9 protein-coding genes are annotated in these 19,617 nt (G+C 50.5%); 1 reads left to right on the plus strand and 8 read right to left on the minus strand.

The window, feature by feature from the left end:
- Positions 1 to 204 precede the first annotated feature (204 nt).
- Genes GWK09_RS01535 through GWK09_RS01545 form a run of 3 tightly spaced genes read right to left on the minus strand, consistent with a single transcriptional unit; the run spans position 205 to position 7,883 of the window.
- On the minus strand, positions 205 to 2,235 hold the full coding sequence (locus GWK09_RS01535; RefSeq protein ID WP_163691254.1) for an OmpA family protein: 2,031 nt from the start codon (positions 2,233 to 2,235) through the stop codon (positions 205 to 207).
- 11 nt (positions 2,236 to 2,246) lie between these two features.
- Positions 2,247 to 3,203, minus strand: coding sequence for a PorP/SprF family type IX secretion system membrane protein (locus tag GWK09_RS01540; protein WP_239530538.1), 957 nt, complete (start codon positions 3,201 to 3,203; stop codon positions 2,247 to 2,249).
- A 15-nt stretch (positions 3,204 to 3,218) separates the two neighbouring features.
- Positions 3,219 to 7,883, minus strand: a complete 4,665-nt coding sequence (locus GWK09_RS01545; RefSeq protein ID WP_163691256.1) for an Ig-like domain-containing protein — start codon at positions 7,881 to 7,883, stop codon at positions 3,219 to 3,221.
- Between the two features lie 383 nt (positions 7,884 to 8,266).
- Between GWK09_RS01545 and GWK09_RS01550 the strand changes: the two genes are divergently transcribed.
- Entirely contained in the window at positions 8,267 to 9,856 is a 1,590-nt protein-coding gene (locus GWK09_RS01550) for a peptide chain release factor 3 (protein ID WP_163692475.1), read from the plus strand.
- 155 nt (positions 9,857 to 10,011) lie between these two features.
- Here GWK09_RS01550 and GWK09_RS01555 read toward each other — a convergent pair whose 3' ends face one another.
- The 5 genes from GWK09_RS01555 to rplJ all read right to left on the minus strand — a co-directional run bounded on the left by GWK09_RS01555 (position 10,012) and on the right by rplJ (position 19,616).
- Positions 10,012 to 10,323: a DUF3467 domain-containing protein gene (locus tag GWK09_RS01555; protein WP_163691257.1), complete on the minus strand. Its 312-nt coding sequence runs from the start codon at positions 10,321 to 10,323 to the stop codon at positions 10,012 to 10,014.
- 58 nt (positions 10,324 to 10,381) lie between these two features.
- Positions 10,382 to 14,680 (minus strand): DNA-directed RNA polymerase subunit beta', encoded by a 4,299-nt coding sequence (rpoC, locus tag GWK09_RS01560; RefSeq protein WP_163691258.1) that lies wholly within the window; start codon positions 14,678 to 14,680, stop codon positions 10,382 to 10,384.
- Positions 14,681 to 14,724: 44 nt separating this feature from the next.
- Positions 14,725 to 18,534, minus strand: a complete 3,810-nt coding sequence (rpoB, locus tag GWK09_RS01565) for a DNA-directed RNA polymerase subunit beta (protein ID WP_163691259.1) — start codon at positions 18,532 to 18,534, stop codon at positions 14,725 to 14,727.
- A gap of 130 nt (positions 18,535 to 18,664) precedes the next feature.
- Positions 18,665 to 19,048 carry a 50S ribosomal protein L7/L12 gene (rplL, locus tag GWK09_RS01570; protein ID WP_163691260.1) on the minus strand — a complete coding sequence of 128 codons (384 nt, stop codon included), beginning with the start codon at positions 19,046 to 19,048 and terminating at the stop codon, positions 18,665 to 18,667.
- Positions 19,049 to 19,100: 52 nt separating this feature from the next.
- Positions 19,101 to 19,616, minus strand: coding sequence for a 50S ribosomal protein L10 (gene rplJ, locus GWK09_RS01575; RefSeq protein ID WP_163691261.1), 516 nt, complete (start codon positions 19,614 to 19,616; stop codon positions 19,101 to 19,103).
- Position 19,617: the final 1 nt, after the last annotated feature.

The following is a 19,617-nucleotide window of genomic DNA, read 5'->3' on the forward strand; positions in this document are numbered from 1 at the left end:
TCAACGTTCTTTGACTCTAAAAGTAACCATAGGTTGCAGCCCGCCTAAAAGAATGTTGTGAACGGGGGTTATAGCAAGGTCTAGGCCCCGAATATTGAAGTCTCAATCCAGATTTGGATTAAAATTCAGGCGTGTCCGTTAATCGATCATCCCAGAAAACACGGGACTTGTAAAACCTGAAATACGTAAGAATTTTCGTATTAATTAATAGCAGCAATTCTCCCCGTCCTCACAGAGGATCAGGAATTCGGACCTGCGGTTCTGCTGGTGTGCAGCAGCAGAACATCTCACCCCATCCGCACATTCGTTCACCAGTTTGGTCTCCCCGTAGCCGGCGTATTTCAACCTGTCCCTGGAGATGCCCCTGGATATGATATATTCCACCGTGGCTTTGGCCCTGCGTTCGGACAGTGGCTGGTTATATGAATTGGGACCCCTGGAATCCGTATGTGAATTCACCTGTATCCTCAGACTGGGATAGAGGGTCATGGCATCCACAATGATATCGAGTTCGTCCTTATAGTCGTCCCGGATCTCAAATCTGTCGAAATCAAAAAAGATGGTGGGATCGAGGCCCAGCAATTTGGCGAGGTCCGTGCCGTAGTCCACACAATCGGTCTCCATATAGAAATCCACCATTCTCAGCTCACAGGGGTCTATCTCCAGGTATTCCTCCACCGTGGTATATCCTTCCCGCGTAGCCCTCACAAAATTGTTCCTGTTTCGGTCTATGGTCACCTCATAAGCCCCCTCCTCGTCGGTAAAGGTAGAGGCGATCACCTCGTTATTGTCATCGATGATATTGATGGTGGTTCCGGACAGGGGCAGCAGAGTGGTCCTGTCGCGGACAATACCGGTCAGCACTTTTGGATTGATACATTTGGCCGTAAAGGCATAGATATTATCAGAAGTATCCTCTACATTTTTCCTCCCCAGGGTCACCGTCCGTGGCCTGTTGGAAGCAAAAAATCCGTATTCCCCATCGCTGTCATAGATAAAGGAAAAATCGTCAAAGGACGTATTGACCGGTTCCCCGAGGTTTTCGGGAACTGAAGCCACCATGCCCTCTGCATTCAGGTCGACCGCATACACGTCCATCCTGCCCTTCCCGCCCAGGCGGTCTGAGGAAAAATAAAGTTTTCCCTCCTTGCTTACAAAGGGAAAGCTCTCCCTGAACTGGGTGTTCACCCGGTCACCCAGGTTGTCAATCCTTCCGGAGATCCCGGTCTCATTCATCTGGACCACAAAAAGGTCTGACAAGCCTTTAGTGCCCGGCATGTCTGAGGTAAAATAGAGCCTGGTTCCGTCCGGACTCAGGGCGGGGTTTGCGAAGGAATACCCATCGGCATTGAAGGATTTATCTGCATTTGGATTTCGATACCAGGAATCATCGGTGATCATCCACCCCTCGTTTCCAAGAATTGCTTTAAAGATCTTCAGGCGTACGATATTGTCGGAGTCCTTGACCAGTTCCCCATCGCTGAAATTGGAGGCTGTGAAATACATGGTCCTTCCATCCTGGGAAAATGTGGCGGTGGATTCATCCACCTTGATCGCCGTGGTTTCCGCTTCCCGTGTATTGATCCCGTTCCCCCCAAAATTTATCTTGGTAATGACCATAAGGGAATCCGCGTCATAATCGAGCTGATAGAGGTCCAGGAAGTCCTTGTTGGTCCCGCTGTGACGGTAACGGTGGAAACTACCCGTATCCCGGTCTGAGGAGAACAGGAGCCCCTTTTTGTAAAAGATCGGCGCGAAGTCTGAGAAATAGGTGAGGTTCACACTGTCTCTGAGGTTCTTGAAATACTGTTTGAGGTCCTTTAATTCGTATACCCGGGTGGTCTGTACCACAGACGTCGCCCCGGATTCATCCAGGAAGGTGGCAAGTTTTTCCCTGGCCTCCTTTTCCCGTCCGATGGCCTTCAGACTCTGGCCATACCTGAAATTGTATTCAACCGGAACCTCGAACTCCGGTTTTTCAGCCGCCCTTTGATACAGGACCTCATAGACCTTTGCGGCATTTTGGTAATCTGCTATAAAATAATAGGAATCGGCCAGTTTCATCAATACTGTATCCTTCACCTTATCCGGCTTTTCCATCAGGCGTTTCTGGTACACCCTGGTGTACATGGTGTAGGTGTACTTTTCTTTTTTCTTTTCCGGCACACCCTGCGCAAAAATACTGCCTAGGGTCGCTGAGAAAAATATGCAGGTGATCAGTAAACGCTTTGTCATGGAGAGCATAATTAAAAGAATCTAGGTGATACCAGGCCGCGGAAAGAGCGCACCAGTTCGAACCTCAGGAAGACCTCAAAGGAACCGTCATTGAAACGGGAACCGCTCAGTTCGGTGATCTCCCGGTCATAGGCAAGTCCCAGCATCAGCTGATCAGACAGCTGGAAGCCAAAAAGTGCACTGGCAGCCGCATCCCAGCGATAGGCCGCGCCAAAGGAAAACTTGTCGTTCAGCAGGAAAGTCCCGGAAAAATCGAGCTGCAATGGAGCCCCGCCTACCGCCTTCATCAGGAAGGCAGGTTTGAATTTGAAGTTGTAATTCAGATCGAAAACATATCCCGTGATCAGGTAAAAGTTCATTCGCTCGGTCGACTGGAACTGCACGGTATTTGCCGCCCGCTGCGAATTGTCAAAATAATCCGATTCCAGCAGGTTGGGTACGGAAAGCCCCAGGTAATACCTGTTGGTGTGATAATAAAGACCGAACCCGATGTTGGGGGAAAAGTTATTGGTGATATCCGCCCCGTCATTGATGGGTTCGTTGTCAAAATTCCGCAATTGCTGGAAATCCAGATTCAGGAGATTCCCCCCGGCCTTGAGGCCAAAGGAGAGTTTCCGGTCGTCCGCAAAATCGAGCGTATAGGAAACCACCGCATCGAAATAGGTCTCCTGTACCACCCCGTTCCCTATGTTGTCATTCACAATGGAGAGCCCGTATCCCAACTTGCTGTTCCTGATGGGGGAATGCAGGTTCAGGGTCTGGGTTTTGGGAGCACCGTCCAGGCCCACCCACTGCGCCCTGTACATGGCCGCGATGCTGAGCTGCCCCCTCGATCCGGCATAGGCGGGGTTCACACTCATGGTATTGTACATGTACTGGGTGTACTGTGCATCCTGTTGTGCCTGGAGAGAACCGCAAAGAGCCGTTACCCAAAATAAGAGTACAAAAGGATTTTTATAAAGTCTCATAGTCATTTTCTTCTGTTATTTACTCAAATACAGGTAACCGGAATCCGTGATCCTCTGCTGATCCAGATCGTATTCAAAGATATAGAAATAAACCCCTGCCGGCAGGTAGTCATTCACACTCAGCGTGGAACGTCCTCTTGATCTGCCGTCAAAAACGTTATTCTGGTTGTTGTAGTTGGCACCCTCGTAGACCGCAACTCCCCATCGGTTAAAGATGCGCAGCGTATTATTCCTTGCGTATTCCACATCGCGGATAAACAGGAAGTCGTTCCTTCCATCCCCGTTGGGAGTTACCATCTGGTTTACCTCGATCTTGAAGTCCGTAATGATCTCAGAGACCAGGACGGTCACAGTGGCCGTATCGCAATTCTCAGGATCCGCGATCTCACAGATCGTATACTCAATGGTATAGATGCCGGGCGCTGTGCCGGGCTGGACGCTCACGGTCCCATCCGGATTGACGGTAAGCGGACCTGTAGGTGTAGACGTAATAACGACATCCGAAGGATTGACAGCTTCTCCGTTCAGGGTATCATTATCCAGGACATTGCTGTTTGCGACCAGGCCTCCGGCATCTCCATCGACGGTTACGCCAGTGAAATCATCATCCACAGCATCAATGATATTGGAGCCCATGCCCACTTCCACAGTTACGGTGGCTGTATCACAATTCTCCGGATTGGCCACCTCACAGATCGTGTAGTCTATAGTATAGGTACCGGGATCTGTATTCGGAGCCACACTGACCGTACCGTCCGTATTCACGGTAAGCGGCCCTGTAGGTGTAGACGTAATGACGACATCCGAAGGATTAACGGGTTCCCCGTTCAGCGTATCGTTATCCAGCACATTGCTGTTGGCGACTACCCCACCGGTAGTTCCATCCACAGGCTCGGCCGTAAAGTCGTCATCCACCGCATCGATCACATTCGGACCCGCACCTACCTCCACCGTTACGGTTGCGGTATCGCAATTCTGAGGATTGGCCACCTCGCATATGGTGTAGTCTATGGTATATGTACCAGGGGCCGTATCAGGAGCGACACTGACCGTGCCGTCTGTGTTTACGGTAAGCGGACCTGTAGGTGTTGAGGTGATCACCACATCAGCGGGATTCACACTAACCCCGTCCAGGGTATCGTTGTCCAGTACATTGCTGTTGGGTACCACACCCCCGGTTGTTCCGTCTACGGGATTGGCACTGAAATCATCATCCACAGCGTCGATACCGGGAGCACCATTCAGCACGGTGACCGTTGGATCATCAGGATTTCCATCCCCGTCACTATCGTTGTCTGTTGGGTCGTCAGGGTCATCAGAAAGGGTACTGATGGGTCCGTTATCCGGAATAAAGGCCGTAACCGTGGCTGTATTCTGGAAACTACCGGCGTCAATGTCGGCCTGTGTAATCGTATAGGTAGCTGTAAAAGTAGTACTATCTGTCTCTCCCGGCTCAAGAATGGTCAAAGGACCTCCCACTAATTCTACCAGCGGATCGGTTATGGTAATATTACCCAACGGCACCGTACCTGTATTGATCACGGTAAAGGTATAGCTGATGGTCTCTCCAGCCTGGGCATAGCCATCGTTGTTCTCATCATTAAAGGTATCCACTTTGAGTACAACAATATTCGGACCTCCCTCGACCACTACGGTCACCGAGCCTGTGTCGCAATTGGTAGGGTTGGCTACCTCGCAGATGGTGTATTCGATAGTATAGGTACCGGCACCTGTATTGGGTGCTACGGTTACTGTACCGTCAGGATTTACGGTAAGCGGACCTGTAGGGGTGCTGGTCAGCACCACATCGGCAGGATCGATCGGTTCACCATTCAAAGTATCGTTGTCCAGGACATTGCTGTCCGGAACTACCCCTCCGGCAACCCCGTCTACGGGGTTGGCACTGAAGTCGTCATCCACTGCGTCGATCACATTGGCACCCGGATCCACCACTACGGTCACAGAACCCGTATCGCAATTAGTAGGGTTGGCCACCTCGCAGATAGTATATTCGATAGTGTATGTTCCGGCACCTGTATTGGGTGCTACGGTTACCGTACCATCAGGATTTACGGTAAGCGGACCTGTAGGGGTGCTGGTCAGCACCACATCGGCAGGATCGATCGGTTCTCCGTTCAGGGTGTCGTTATCCAGGACATTGCTGTCCGGAACTACGCCTCCGGCAACCCCGTCTACGGGGTTTGCACTGAAGTCGTCATCCACTGCGTCTATCACATTGGCACCCGGATCCACCACTACGGTCACAGAACCCGTATCGCAATTGGTAGGGTTGGCTACCTCGCAGATAGTATATTCGATAGTGTACGTTCCGGCACCTGTATTGGGTGCTACGGTTACTGTACCATCAGGATTCACGGTAAGCGGACCTGTAGGGGTGCTGGTCAGCACCACATCGGCAGGATCGATCGGTTCACCATTCAAAGTATCGTTATCCAGGACATTGCTGTCCGGAACTACGCCTCCGGCAACCCCGTCTACGGGATTCGCGCTGAAGTCGTCATCCACTGCGTCTATCACATTGGCACCCGGATCCACGACCACGGTCACAGAACCTGTATCGCAATTGGTAGGGTTGGCTACCTCACAGATAGTATATTCGATAGTGTATGTTCCGGCACCTGTATTGGGTGCTACGGTTACTGTACCATCAGGATTCACGGTAAGCGGACCTGTAGGGGTGCTGGTCAGCACCACATCGGCAGGATCGATCGGTTCACCATTCAAAGTATCGTTGTCCAGAACGTTGCTGTCCGGAACTACGCCTCCGGTGACCCCGTCTACGGGATTCGCGCTGAAGTCGTCGTCCACTGCGTCTATCACATTGGCACCTACGGTAATGGTTACAGTAGCGGAAGCACAGACATCGGGTTCAGGGTCTGTATTACATACCTGATAAATGATGGTCACCGTCGAATTCGATTCTGTGATATCAGGGGTGTATGTGAGCTCCCCGGTCTCCGGATCAAAAGATACAGTACCTGTGGCCGAACCACCTATCTGAGTAATTTGGGTCGTACCCAGGTTATTGGGATCGTTATTTGGTAGATAGTCATCATTGGCAAGGATATTTATGGTCACGGCCGTCTCAGCAGCGGTTTCACCTTCATCGTCTACAGCTGTTGCCACAAGGGGATTAGGATCTCCACCATTGGGGTTTCCGTCCCCATCACAGTCAATCGCATCCCATGCAGTTGAGGGATCGAGGGTCTGACTCGTCAAAAGGAGGGAACAGGGATCCTGAGGATCGGTCCCATCGTTATTTTCATCCCCGTTTGTCACCCCGTCTCCGTCACAATCCAAAGCCAGGTATTCATCACTCTGAGCTACCGTAATACTTTCGGGATTAAACGAGCAGGGATCCAGAGGATCGGTCTGGTCATCCACTTCGTCGGAGTTGGTCACGCCATCTCCATCGCAGTCCAGATTATCCCATTCCCCTGAAGGGGTTACGGTCTGGCTTGCAAGTACAAAGGAGCAGGGATCCAAAGGATCGGTGCCGTCGTTGTTCTCATCCTCATTGGTCACTCCGTCCCCGTCACAGTCGGCCAGCAGGTAGTCACCACTTTGAGCTACGGTAATACTTTCCGGGTTGAAAGAGCAGGGATCCAGAGGATTAGTTTGGTCATCCACCTCGTCTGAGTTGGTCACTCCATCCCCGTCGCAATCCAGGTTGTTCCATTCATAGGAGGGATCTACGGTCTGGCTGGCCAGGATAAAATCACAGGGGTCGAACGGATCCGTCCCATCTCGGTCTTCATCGCCATTGGTTACCCCATCTCCGTCACAATCGGAGATCACATAATCTCCACATTGTTCTACAGTAATGCTTTCCGGGTTGAAGGAACAGGGATCCAGGGGATCGGTCTGGTCATCCACCTCGTCTGAGTTGGTCACTCCATCCCCGTCACAATCCAAGTTGTTCCACTCATAGGAGGGATCTACGGTCTGGCTGGCCAGGATAAAATCACAGGAATCGAACGGATCCGTCCCGTCTCGGTCTTCATCTCCATTGGTTACCCCATCTCCGTCACAATCGGAGATCACATAATCTCCACATTGTTCTACAGTAATGCTTTCCGGGTTGAAGGAACAGGGATCCAGGGGATCGGTCTGGTCGTTTACCTCGTCTTCATTGGTCACTCCGTCCCCGTCGCAATCCAGGTTATTCCATTCATAAGAAGGGTCCAGGGTCTGACTGCCCAAGACAAAGTCACAGGGATCAAATGGGTCGGTCCCGTCAGTATGTTCTTCCCCATTGGTAACCCCATCCCCGTCACAGTCAGAAATCACGTAGTCTGCGCATTGTTCTACGGTAATGTGATTGGGACCAAAGGAGCAGGGATCCAGGGGATCTGTATTATCGCATATCTCGTCGTAATTGGTCACACCATCGCCGTCACAATCTGCGAGATTCCAAGCCGCACTCGTGGGTAGGGTCTGGCTTGCAAGAACAAAATCACAGGGATCGTTTGAATCTGTTCCATCCCGTTGTTCGTCAGAATCCCTTACGCCATCTCCATCTGTATCTTTATTCTCAATGAATTTACCTGCTACCATGGAGGTATTCGCATGGGTAATTGCCGACAGAAGTTGACAAAGGATGAAAGTGAGTATAGTGAGGAATAGTTTCCTCGTTTTCAACAGTGTAATGTTCTCCATATGTGTTAGCTTTTTGAACTAAGCACCATGGCGGGTAGCAAGAACAAGGGGTAAGACTTTGGGGGTCTGAAAGTACCGTGCAATATATGGTATTCGCAGCGATCCTCAAATTGTTTGCGCACTTTCCAACCCGCATCTCTTTGACCGACCTGAAAAATCGATAAACTGATCTGCTGCTAAAGGGATACCTATCGATTATCGACCTTTTTTATCGTCAAATGCGTGCTTTACTCTGTAGAATAGAGAATTTCAATTATTTGATGTTCCACTGAAAGACCGGACGGCTGTTTAAGTAAAAAAAGGACAGTGATCCTCTTTATACTATTCAAAGTCCGACGTTTTCGATAGGATAAAAACACGTACTTTTGCACAAATTTTTTACAGTGAATTTCAAAAAGGAAATCGCAAAACGCCGGACTTTCGGCATCATCTCCCACCCCGATGCAGGGAAGACCACCCTGACGGAGAAATTACTGCTTTTCGGGGGTGCCATTCAGGAAGCCGGAGCCGTAAAGAACAACAAGATTCGTAAATCGGCCACCAGCGATTTTATGGAGATCGAACGGCAAAGAGGTATTTCCGTGGCCACTTCCGTACTGGCTTTCCTGTACAGGGACAAGAAGATCAACATCCTGGATACCCCCGGGCACAAGGACTTTGCAGAAGATACCTTCCGAACCCTCACAGCGGTAGACAGCGTGATCGTGGTCATAGACGTGGCCAAAGGGGTGGAGGAACAAACGGAGAAACTCGTCGAGGTCTGCCGGATGCGCAAGATCCCCATGATCGTGTTTATCAACAAGCTCGACCGGGAGGGAAAGGACGCCTTCGACCTGCTGGACGAGGTGGAACAGAAGCTGGGTCTGTCCGTTACACCCCTGAGCTTTCCCATAGGGATGGGATACGATTTCCAGGGGATCTACAATATTTACGAGAAGAATATCAACCTCTTCAGCGGGGACAGCAAAAAGAATATAGAGGAAACCATCGCTTTTGACGACCTCAGCAACCCGGAACTGGAAAAGATCATCGGCAACAAGGCCGCTGCAACCCTGAGAGAGAACCTGGAACTCATCTCGGGGGTCTACCCCGACTTCAGCAAGGAGGCATACCTGGAGGGAAACCAGCAACCTGTTTTCTTCGGGTCGGCCCTGAATAATTTCGGGGTGAGGGAACTACTCGACTGTTTTATTGAGATCGCACCTCCTCCCCGCGACAAAAAGGCAGAGGAGCGGGTGGTAAAGGCAGACGAAAAACAGATGACGGGCTTTGTATTTAAGATCCACGCTAACATGGACCCAAAACACAGGGACCGCCTGGCTTTTGTGAAAGTAGTGTCAGGGACCTTTGAACGCAATAAACCCTACCTGCACGTCAGGCAGGGGAAGAACCTGAAATTTTCAAGTCCAAACGCCTTTTTCGCGGAAAAAAAGGAGGTAGTGGATATCTCTTTTCCGGGAGACATTGTGGGTCTGCACGACACGGGAAATTTCAAAATAGGCGACACGCTCACAGAGGGTGAGGTCATCCACTACAAGGGGATCCCGAGTTTCTCACCGGAACATTTCCGGTATATCAACAACGCAGATCCCATGAAGGCCAAGCAATTGAACAAAGGGATAGACCAGTTGATGGATGAAGGCGTAGCCCAGCTTTTCACCCTGGAGTTGAACGGCCGGAAGGTGATCGGTACGGTAGGGGCGCTGCAATACGAGGTGATACAATACAGGCTCGAACACGAATACGGGGCCAAATGCACTTATGAGAATTTCCCGGTACACAAGGCCTGCTGGGTAGAACCGGAAGATCCCAAGAGTGAGGAATTCGCAGAATTCAAGAGGGTAAAGCAAAAATTCCTTGCAAAGGACAAGAGGGGGCAGCTGGTCTTTCTGGCAGATTCGGCTTTTTCACTGCAGATGACCCAGCAAAAATACCCCAGGGTAAAATTGCATTTTACGTCGGAGTTCGATTGATGTAAAGACTTGGAAATCCTTTTTGACCTACAAACAGGAACAACCAAACAGGTCCAGGTCCTTCCCCCAAAGTTTTATGTGCTTTTCATTTTTACCCATGTAAACTGAACGCCTGAGAAAGAAAAAACCCATGACTTGCGCCATGGGTTTGTTCTTTATGCTTCGCCCGTAGGTCCGAAATTGAGCGGAATGGGCGGTTGCTCGTAATCCTTGATGGTCCCGTGCGCCTTTTCAAAACGACTTATGTTCTCGTTGAGCGCCTTGAGGAATTTCTTGGCGTGCTGGGGGGTGAGTACGATGCGGCTCTTTACCTTGGCCTTGGGGGCTCCGGGCATAAGGCTTATAAAGTCGATCACGAATTCGGAGACCGAATGGTTGATGATGGCCAGGTTGGAATACACCCCTTCCGCCGTCTTCTCATCGAGCTCTATATTGATCTGTTTCTGTTTGTTCTCTTTCTCCGCCATGAGTTTGATTTTAGGTTGAATAAAAAACCCCCAACCTGAAGGTTGAGGGCTTTTTTTATCAGAATTTCAGTTCTTCCTTGCGGGCCATGATCTCGTCGTACTCCTGTTTGGAGCCTACGATGATGGATTCATAGTCGCGCATTCCGGTACCTGCAGGGATCCTGTGTCCAACGATCACATTCTCCTTCAGACCTTCGAGGTCATCTATCTTGCCACTTACGGCCGCTTCGTTCAACACCTTGGTGGTTTCCTGGAAGGAAGCCGCAGAGATGAAGGACTTGGTCTGGAGGGAGGCCCTGGTGATCCCCTGGAGTACAGGGGTGGCAGTTGCGGCAATAGCATCGCGTGCGGATACCAGTGCCTTATCAGCCCTTTTCAGGATGGAGTTCTCGTCTCTTAATTCGCGGGCAGTAATGATCTGTCCGGCTTTCAGGTTTTCAGAGTCCCCTTTGTCTTCCACGACCTTCTTGCCGAAGATCTCGTCATTTTCCTGGATAAAGTCGTCCTTGTGGACCAGCTGGTTCTCAAGGAAGATCGTATCTCCCGGATCCTCTATCCTTACCTTCCTCATCATCTGCCTAACGACCACCTCAAAATGCTTGTCGTTGATCTTCACACCCTGGAGTCGGTATACTTCCTGTACCTCATTGACCAGGTACTGCTGTACGGCAGAAGGTCCTTTGATGGCGAGGATGTCTTCCGGAGTCACAGATCCGTCTGACAGAGGCATTCCTGCTCTGACGTAGTCGTTCTCCTGTACCAGGATCTGGTTGGAGAGTTTTACGAGGTACTTCTTCTGTTCCCCCAACTTGGATTCGATGATGATCTCACGGTTCCCCCTCTTGATCTTCCCGAAGGATACCACCCCGTCGATCTCAGAGACCACGGCAGGGTTGGAAGGGTTACGGGCTTCAAACAATTCGGTCACCCTTGGCAGACCTCCTGTAATATCTCCGGTCTTGGCCGACTTACGTGGGATCTTCACAAGGATCTTTCCTTCTTTGATCTTCTCCCCGTTATCTACCATGATGTGGGAACCAACTGGCAGGTTGTAAGACCTCAATACCTCGTCCTTGCTGTTCTTGATCAACAGGGTCGGGATGAGTCTCTTGTTCCTGGATTCGGTGATCACCTTCTCCTGGAAGCCGGTTTGCTCGTCGATCTCTACCTGGTAGGTTATTCCTTGCTCTATATTCTCATATACGATCTTACCGGTGAATTCAGAAACGATCACCCCGTTATAGGGATCCCACTGACAGATCAGCTGGCCTTTCTCGATCTTAGCACCGTTCTTCACAAATAATTGTGAACCGTAAGGGATATTGTTTGTACTCAGGGTAATCCCCGTTTTGTTATCCACGATCTTGATCTCAGAGGTCCTGGAGATCACGATGTCTACGGGTTTGCCCTCATTGTTTTCTCCTTTTACGGTCCTCAGATCTTCGATCTCAGCCCTACCGTCGAATCTGGCCTCCAACTTGTTGTCCTCGGAAATGTTACCAGCGATACCTCCCACGTGGAAAGTACGCAGTGTAAGCTGTGTTCCGGGTTCCCCGATAGACTGGGCAGCTACCACACCAACGGCTTCACCCCTTTGTACCATCTTGTTGGTAGCGAGGTTACGGCCATAACACTTGGCGCAGATACCCTTCTGAGCCTCACAGGTAAGAGCAGAACGCACTTCCACTTTTTCAATGGGTGAGGCTTCTATCTTCTTCACGTCGGCTTCCATGATCTCCTGACCTGCCCTGAGGATCAGTTCCTCAGTGAGAGGATTGTAGACGTCGTGCAGGGATACCCTTCCCAGGATACGTTCCCCTAAGGTTTCCACCACCTCTTCATTCTTCTTGAGGCTTTCAACTTCGATGCCGCGGAGTGTTCCACAGTCCTCTATATTGATGATGACGTCTTGTGACACGTCTACCAGCCTACGGGTAAGATACCCCGCATCGGCCGTTTTCAGGGCCGTATCCGCCAATCCTTTACGCGCACCGTGGGTGGAGATAAAGTACTCCAGAATGGACAATCCCTCTTTAAAGTTCGACAGGATGGGGTTTTCGATGATCTCCCCACCTCCTGCGGTCGATTTCTTGGGTTTTGCCATCAGTCCGCGCATACCCGTAAGCTGACGGATCTGTTCCTTGGATCCCCTTGCACCGGAGTCGAGCATCATGTATACAGAGTTGAAGCCCTGCTGGTCTTCACGGATCCGCTTCATGGCCAGCTCGGTGAGCATGGCATTCGTGGAGGTCCACACATCGATCACCTGATTGTAACGCTCGTTATTGGTGATCAGACCCATATTATAATTCATCATGATACCATCCACCTGCTGGTTGGCATCAGCAATCATATCGTATTTCTCCTCCGGGATGATGATATCCCCGAGGCTGAAGGACAAGCCGCCTTTGAAGGCGAACTCGTATCCCATCGTCTTGATCTTGTCCAGGAACTCGGCCGTAGTTGGCACGTCCGTCACGGAAAGGATCTTTCCGATAATGTCCCTGAGCGACTTCTTGTTCAGGACCTCATTCACATATCCGGCCTCTTCTGGCACGACCATGTTGAAAAGTACCCTTCCCACAGTGGTCTCTATGATCTGATTGACCAGCTCTCCTTTTTCATTGAAATCCTTGGCCCTTACCTTGATCCCGGCATTGAGTTCCACCTTGCCTTCGTTAAAGGCGATAACGACCTCTTCGTAGGAGTAGAATGTCAGGCCTTCCCCTCTTACGGGTCTTTCCTTGGTAGACTTACGCTCCTTGGTCATATAGTACAACCCGAGTACCATGTCCTGAGAAGGTACGGTAATAGGCGAACCATTGGCGGGGTTCAGAATGTTGTGAGAAGCCAGCATCAACAACTGTGCTTCCAGGATGGCCTCCGGACCCAGCGGCAGGTGAACTGCCATCTGGTCTCCGTCGAAGTCGGCGTTAAATGCTGTACACACCAGTGGGTGCAGGCGGATCGCCTTACCTTCGATCAGTCTTGGCTGGAATGCCTGAATACCCAACCTGTGAAGGGTGGGGGCCCGGTTTAGCAATACCGGGTGTCCCTTGAGGACGTTCTCCAGGATATCCCATACCACGGGCTCTTTCTTATCTATGATCTTTTTAGCCGATTTTACCGTTTTCACGATCCCCCTTTCGATCAGTTTTCGGATCACGAAAGGCTTGTAGAGTTCGGCGGCCATATCTTTGGGTAACCCGCACTCGTACAGGCTCATTTCCGGACCGACGACGATCACGGAACGGGCGGAATAATCCACACGTTTTCCGAGCAGGTTCTGGCGGAACCTACCCTGTTTTCCTTTCAGGGAGTCGCTGAGGGATTTCAGCGGCCTGTTGGATTCTGTTTTGACGGCAGATGCCTTCCTGGTATTGTCGAAAAGGGAATCCACAGCTTCCTGCAGCATCCTTTTTTCGTTCCTGAGGATCACTTCAGGGGCTTTGATCTCCATCAACCTTTTGAGTCGGTTGTTTCGGATGATCACCCTTCTGTACAGGTCATTGAGGTCAGAGGTCGCGAATCGACCACCATCCAATGGCACCAAAGGCCTCAGTTCAGGTGGGATCACGGGGATCACCTTCATGATCATCCACTCCGGCCTGTTCTCACGGTTGTCCTGAGATTCCCTCAGGGCTTCTACTACCTGCAGCCTTTTGAGAGCCTCAGTCTTCCTCTGTTTGGAGGTTTCTGTATTGGCCTTGTGCCTCAGGTCATAGGAAAGTTCTTTGAGGTCGATCCTTGAAAGGAGGTCGATCAGACATTCCGCTCCCATCTTGGCGATGAACTTATTGGGGTCAGAATCTTCCAGGTACTGGTTTTCCGGCGGGATGGTCTCCAGGATATTGAGGTACTCCTCTTCCGTGAGGAAGTCGAGCATCTCCAGCTCTTCTCCTTCAGGGCCTTTTGCGACCCCCGGCTGGATCACCACATACCTTTCGTAATAGATGATCATATCCAGCTTCTTGGACGGCAAGCCCAGCAAATATCCTATTTTATTGGGCAGGGAACGGAAGTACCAGATGTGGGCCACGGGAACGACCAGGTTGATATGCCCTACGCGGTCCCTTCGCACTTTCTTCTCGGTGACCTCAACCCCGCAACGGTCGCACACGATCCCGCGGTAGCGGATCCTCTTGTACTTCCCGCAGGCGCATTCGTAATCCTTTACAGGACCAAAGATACGCTCACAGAACAACCCATCCCTTTCCGGTTTGTGCGTCCTGTAGTTGATCGTCTCAGGCTTGAGGACCTCTCCTCTCGACTCCGCCAGGATGGCTTCAGGAGAAGCCAGACCGATGGATATCTTGTTAAACCTCTTTACTGCTGTGTTATCGTGATGTCTAGCCATAATGCTATTGGTGATACTATATTATTGTATAACAGGTACTCTAATTATTCCTCCAGTCGGATATCGAGGCCCAGCCCTTTGAGCTCGTGCATCAATACGTTGAAGGATTCTGGCAATCCAGGTTCCGGCATGGTCTCTCCTTTGACGATAGACTCGTATGTCTTCGCCCTTCCAATGACGTCATCCGACTTCACGGTAAGGATCTCCCTGAGGGTTGCGGAGGCTCCATAGGCCTGAAGGGCCCAAACTTCCATTTCCCCGAATCGCTGTCCACCGAACTGCGCTTTTCCTCCCAGAGGTTGCTGGGTTATCAGCGAGTAAGGTCCGATAGAACGGGCGTGCATCTTGTCGTCTACCATATGGCCCAGTTTGAGCATGTAGATCACACCCACGGTAGCAGCCTGGTCAAAGCGTTCCCCGGTTCCACCATCGTAAAGATAGGTGTGTCCGAATCTCGGGATGCCGGCCTCGTCCGTAAGTTTATCGATCTCGTCAATGGTGGCACCGTCAAAAATTGGGGTAGCGTATTTCTGCCCCAGGTTCTGACCTGCCCAGCCCAATACGGTCTCGTAGATCTGACCGATGTTCATCCTCGAGGGTACACCCAGCGGGTTCAGCACGATGTCCACAGGGGTTCCGTCTTCCAGGAAAGGCATGTCTTCCTGGCGAACGATACGTGCCACGATACCTTTGTTTCCGTGGCGTCCGGCCATCTTATCCCCCACTTTCAGCTTTCTCTTTTTGGCGATGTACACCTTAGCCAGTTTCATGATACCGGCTGGGAGTTCATCTCCAACTGAAATCGTGAACTTATCCCTTCTCAGGTTCCCCTGGAGGTCGTTCAGCTTGATCTTGTAATTGTGCAGGAGATCTGCCACCATTACGTTGGTAGCCTTGTCCGTGGTCCAGCTGCCGCTTACCAGGTGGGCGAAATCGTCCACGGCATTCAGCATCTTCATCGTGTATTTCTTGCCTTTAGGCAATACTTCCTCTCCTAGATCATTGACAACCCCCTGGGAGGTCTTTCCGTTGATCAGTTTGAAGAGCTTGTCTACGAGAACGTCCTTCAGCTCCTGGAATTTCACTTCGTATTCCAGTTCCAGGGCGTTGATCGCCTCCTTATCTTCAGAACGCTTGCGCTTGTCCTTGATAGACCTGGAGAACAATTTCTTATCGATCACCACACCCCTGAGCGATGGAGAGGCTTTGAGGGAAGCGTCCTTGACGTCCCCTGCCTTATCTCCAAAGATCGCGCGAAGGAGTTTTTCCTCCGGCGTAGGATCGGATTCCCCTTTCGGAGTGATCTTACCGATGAGGATATCACCGGGCTTGACCTCCGCACCGATGCGGATCATTCCGTATTCGTCCAGGTCCTTGGTGGCTTCTTCAGACACGTTCGGTATGTCGTTGGTCAGTTCCTCTGCCCCCAGTTTGGTATCCCTTACTTCAAGGGAGTACTCATCGATGTGGATTGAGGTAAAGATGTCTTCGCGAACCACTTTTTCAGAGATCACGATCGCATCCTCAAAGTTGTATCCCTTCCAGGGCATAAAGGCCACTTTAAGGTTCCTACCCAGGGCCAGTTCTCCGTTCTCGGTAGCATATCCCTCGCAAAGGACCTGTCCTTTTTTCACCTTGTCGCCTTTCCTGACGATAGGCTTCAGGTTGATACTGGTTCCCTGGTTGGTCTTGCGGAACTTGACCAGTTCATAGGTCTTGGAATCCTCGTCAAAACTCACCAATCTTTCCTCATCGCTGCGGTCGTACTTGATGACGATCTTCTGGGCATCCACGTATTCGATGACCCCGTCGCCCTCTGCATTGATCAATACCCTCGAATCTGAAGCCACCTGCCTTTCGAGCCCGGTTCCCACGATGGGAGACTGGGGTTTCAAGAGAGGTACTGCCTGCCTCATCATGTTGGATCCCATAAGCGCGCGGTTCGCATCATCATGCTCCAGGAATGGAATGAGGGATGCGGAAATGGATGCGATCTGGTTGGGCGCCACATCCGTGTAGTTCACTTCGGCTGGGTCTACCACGGGGAAATCGCCTTCCTCGCGGGCAATGACCTTATCCCGATCTATGGTACCGTCCTTCTTAAGCGGTATGTTCGCCTGAGCGATCTTCATACCTTCTTCTTCCTCAGCACTGAGGAAGACGTATTCTTTCGTATCCACTTTTCCGTCGGCCACCTTGCGATAAGGCGTCTCCAGGAAGCCCATGGAATTCACCTTGGCAAAAACCGAAAGGGACGAGATCAAACCGATGTTCGGTCCTTCAGGGGTCTCGATCGGGCAAAGCCTGCCGTAATGGGTATAGTGAACGTCCCTGACCTCGAAACCGGCCCTTTCCCTTGAAAGTCCGCCTGGTCCCAGAGCCGAAAGCCTCCTCTTGTGAGTGATCTCGGCAAGGGGGTTGGTCTGGTCCATGAACTGGGACAGCTGGTTGGTTCCAAAGAAGGAATTGATCACCGAAGACAAGGTCTTGGCGTTGATCAGGTCGATGGGTGTAAACACCTCGTTATCCCTAACGTTCATCCGCTCGCGGATGGTCCTGGCCATACGTGCCAGTCCCACGCCAAACTGGGCGGATAGCTGTTCGCCCACGGTCCTCACCCTCCGGTTGGAAAGGTGGTCAATATCGTCGATCTCCGCTTTGGAGTTGATCAATTCTATGAGGTACTTGATAATGGTGATGATATCCTCTTTGGTGAGGACCTGCTTGTCCATCCCAATATCGAGTCCGAGTTTCTTGTTCATTCTGTACCTTCCCACTTCGCCCAGGTTGTACCTCTGGTCCGAGAAGAACAGTTTGTCAATGATGCCCCTGGCGGTTTCCTCATCCGGTGGTTCGGCGTTCCTCAACTGGCGATAGATGTGCTCTACGGCCTCTTTTTCCGAGTTGGTGGGGTCCTTTTGCAGGGTATTGTGAATGATGGCATAGTCGCTCTGGGCGTTGTTCTCCTTGTGAAGGAGGATGGTCTTCACATCGGCGTCTATGATCTGCTGTATGTGGTCTTTTTCCAGGATGGTGTCCCTGTCCAAGATAATCTCGTTACGTTCGATCGAGACCACTTCTCCTGTATCTTCGTCCACGAAATCCTCGTGCCAGGTATTGAGAACCCTTGCAGCGAGTTTGCGTCCGAGCACTTTGGTAAGTCCGGTCTTGGTCACCTTTACTTCCTCTGAAAGGTCAAAGATCTCGAGGATGTCCTTATCCCTCTCGAAACCAATTGCCCTGAACAAGGTGGTTACCGGTAATTTTTTCTTTCTGTCGATGTAGGCGTACATCACGCTGTTGATGTCCGTAGCGAACTCGATCCACGACCCTTTGAACGGAATGACCCTAGCAGAGTACAATTTGGTCCCGTTGGCGTGAAAGGACTGTCCGAAGAAGACACCGGGGGAACGGTGCAGCTGGGAAACAACTACCCTTTCGGCTCCGTTGATCACAAAAGTCCCACTGGGAGTCATGTAGGGAATGGTCCCCAGATATACGTCCTGAACGATGGTCTCAAAGTCCTCGTGCTCGGGATCTGTACAATACAGTTTTAACCTGGCTTTGAGAGGTACACTGTAGGTGAGTCCGCGTTCAATACACTCCTGAATGGAATAGCGCGGAGGGTCTATAAAGTAATCGAGGAATTCCAAAACGAATTGGTTCCTGGTATCGGTAATGGGAAAGTTTTCCATGAAGGTGTTGTACAACCCTTCATTGCCCCTCTCGTCAGATTTTGTTTCAAGCTGAAAAAAATCTTGAAATGATTTAATCTGAATGTCCAAGAAATCCGGGTAATCCGGTATGTTCTTAGCGGATGCGAAACTTAATCTTTCAGTCTGTTTTGTGAACATCTATGGACAAAATTTTGAACGTGAATACTGTGGTGGGTGGTATATGACTTCATATACTAGCTATAAAAGGGTTTAGGTCTAGCCACCGTAAGGCGGAAAGACCTAAACCAAAACCGTATGGTCGTAGCAATTATTTAAGCTCAACTTCTGCTCCTGCTTCTTCCAAAGATTTTTTGATGCCTTCGGCTTCGTCCTTAGACACGCCTTCCTTAACGGCTTTTGGTGCACTGTCCACGATGTCTTTTGCGTCTTTCAGACCAAGACCGGTCAGTTCTTTTACCAATTTTACCACTGCGAGTTTAGAGGCACCAGCTGCTTTCAAGATCACATCAAATTCAGTTTTCTCTTCAGCGGCTTCAACTTCTCCACCTCCGGCAGCTCCACCAGCAGCAACAGCTACCGCTGCAGCAGCAGGCTCGATGCCATACTCTTCTTTAAGGATGTCAGCCAATTCGTTTACCTCTTTTACGGTAAGGTTGACCAACTGTTCTGCGAATTCTTTTAAATCTGCCATTTTTCTATCGTTTAATAAAATTTTAAAATATACTTGTTTTAGTGCGTACTGATTATCTTTCTGATAAGGTCTTGAGGATTCCTGCGAGTTTGCCACCACCCGACTTCAGGCCGGAGATCACGTTCTTGGCAGGAGACTGGAGCAATCCGATGATTTCTCCGATCATTTCCTCCTTAGACTTAATACTTATCAGGGTATCTAACTTATCGTCCCCCACAAAGATGGCCTCTTCAATGAAAGCCCCTTTTAACATGGGTTTTTCAGCCTTTTTCCTGAAGGTTTTGATAAGTTTGGCCGGGGCGTTTCCGATCTCTGAGAACATCAGGGATGTATTCCCTGTAAGTACCTCAGGGAGCTCCCCGAATTCCTTGTCAGAAGCCTCCATGGCTTTTGCCAGCAGCGTGTTCTTGACCACAGACAACTTGATATTGGCCTTAAAACAGGCCCTTCTCAGTTCTGAAGTGGTCAATGCGTCCAAGCCCGAAATGTCGGCCAGGTAAATGGTCGAATTCTCGGCCAGCTGTGCGGTCAGATCTTGTATTACCGTAGCTTTTTCTTCTCTTGTCATT

It is taken from the genome of Muriicola jejuensis (assembly GCF_010671595.1).
Classification (GTDB): Bacteria; Bacteroidota; Bacteroidia; order Flavobacteriales; family Flavobacteriaceae; genus Muriicola; species Muriicola jejuensis.

Excerpts from the sequence above, each read along its gene's own strand:
- GWK09_RS01535 (WP_163691254.1), bottom strand. The coding sequence starts at position 2,235 with ATGACAAAGCGTTTACTGATCACCTGCATATTTTTCTCAGCGACCCTA.
- GWK09_RS01540 (WP_239530538.1), bottom strand. The coding sequence starts at position 3,203 with ATGAGACTTTATAAAAATCCTTTTGTACTCTTATTTTGGGTAACGGCT.
- GWK09_RS01545 (WP_163691256.1), bottom strand. The coding sequence starts at position 7,883 with ATGGAGAACATTACACTGTTGAAAACGAGGAAACTATTCCTCACTATA.
- GWK09_RS01555 (WP_163691257.1), bottom strand. The coding sequence starts at position 10,323 with ATGGCGGAGAAAGAGAACAAACAGAAACAGATCAATATAGAGCTCGAT.
- rpoC (WP_163691258.1), bottom strand. The coding sequence starts at position 14,680 with ATGGCTAGACATCACGATAACACAGCAGTAAAGAGGTTTAACAAGATA.
- rpoB (WP_163691259.1), bottom strand. The coding sequence starts at position 18,534 with ATGTTCACAAAACAGACTGAAAGATTAAGTTTCGCATCCGCTAAGAAC.
- rplL (WP_163691260.1), bottom strand. The coding sequence starts at position 19,048 with ATGGCAGATTTAAAAGAATTCGCAGAACAGTTGGTCAACCTTACCGTA.
- rplJ (WP_163691261.1), bottom strand. The coding sequence starts at position 19,616 with ATGACAAGAGAAGAAAAAGCTACGGTAATACAAGATCTGACCGCACAG.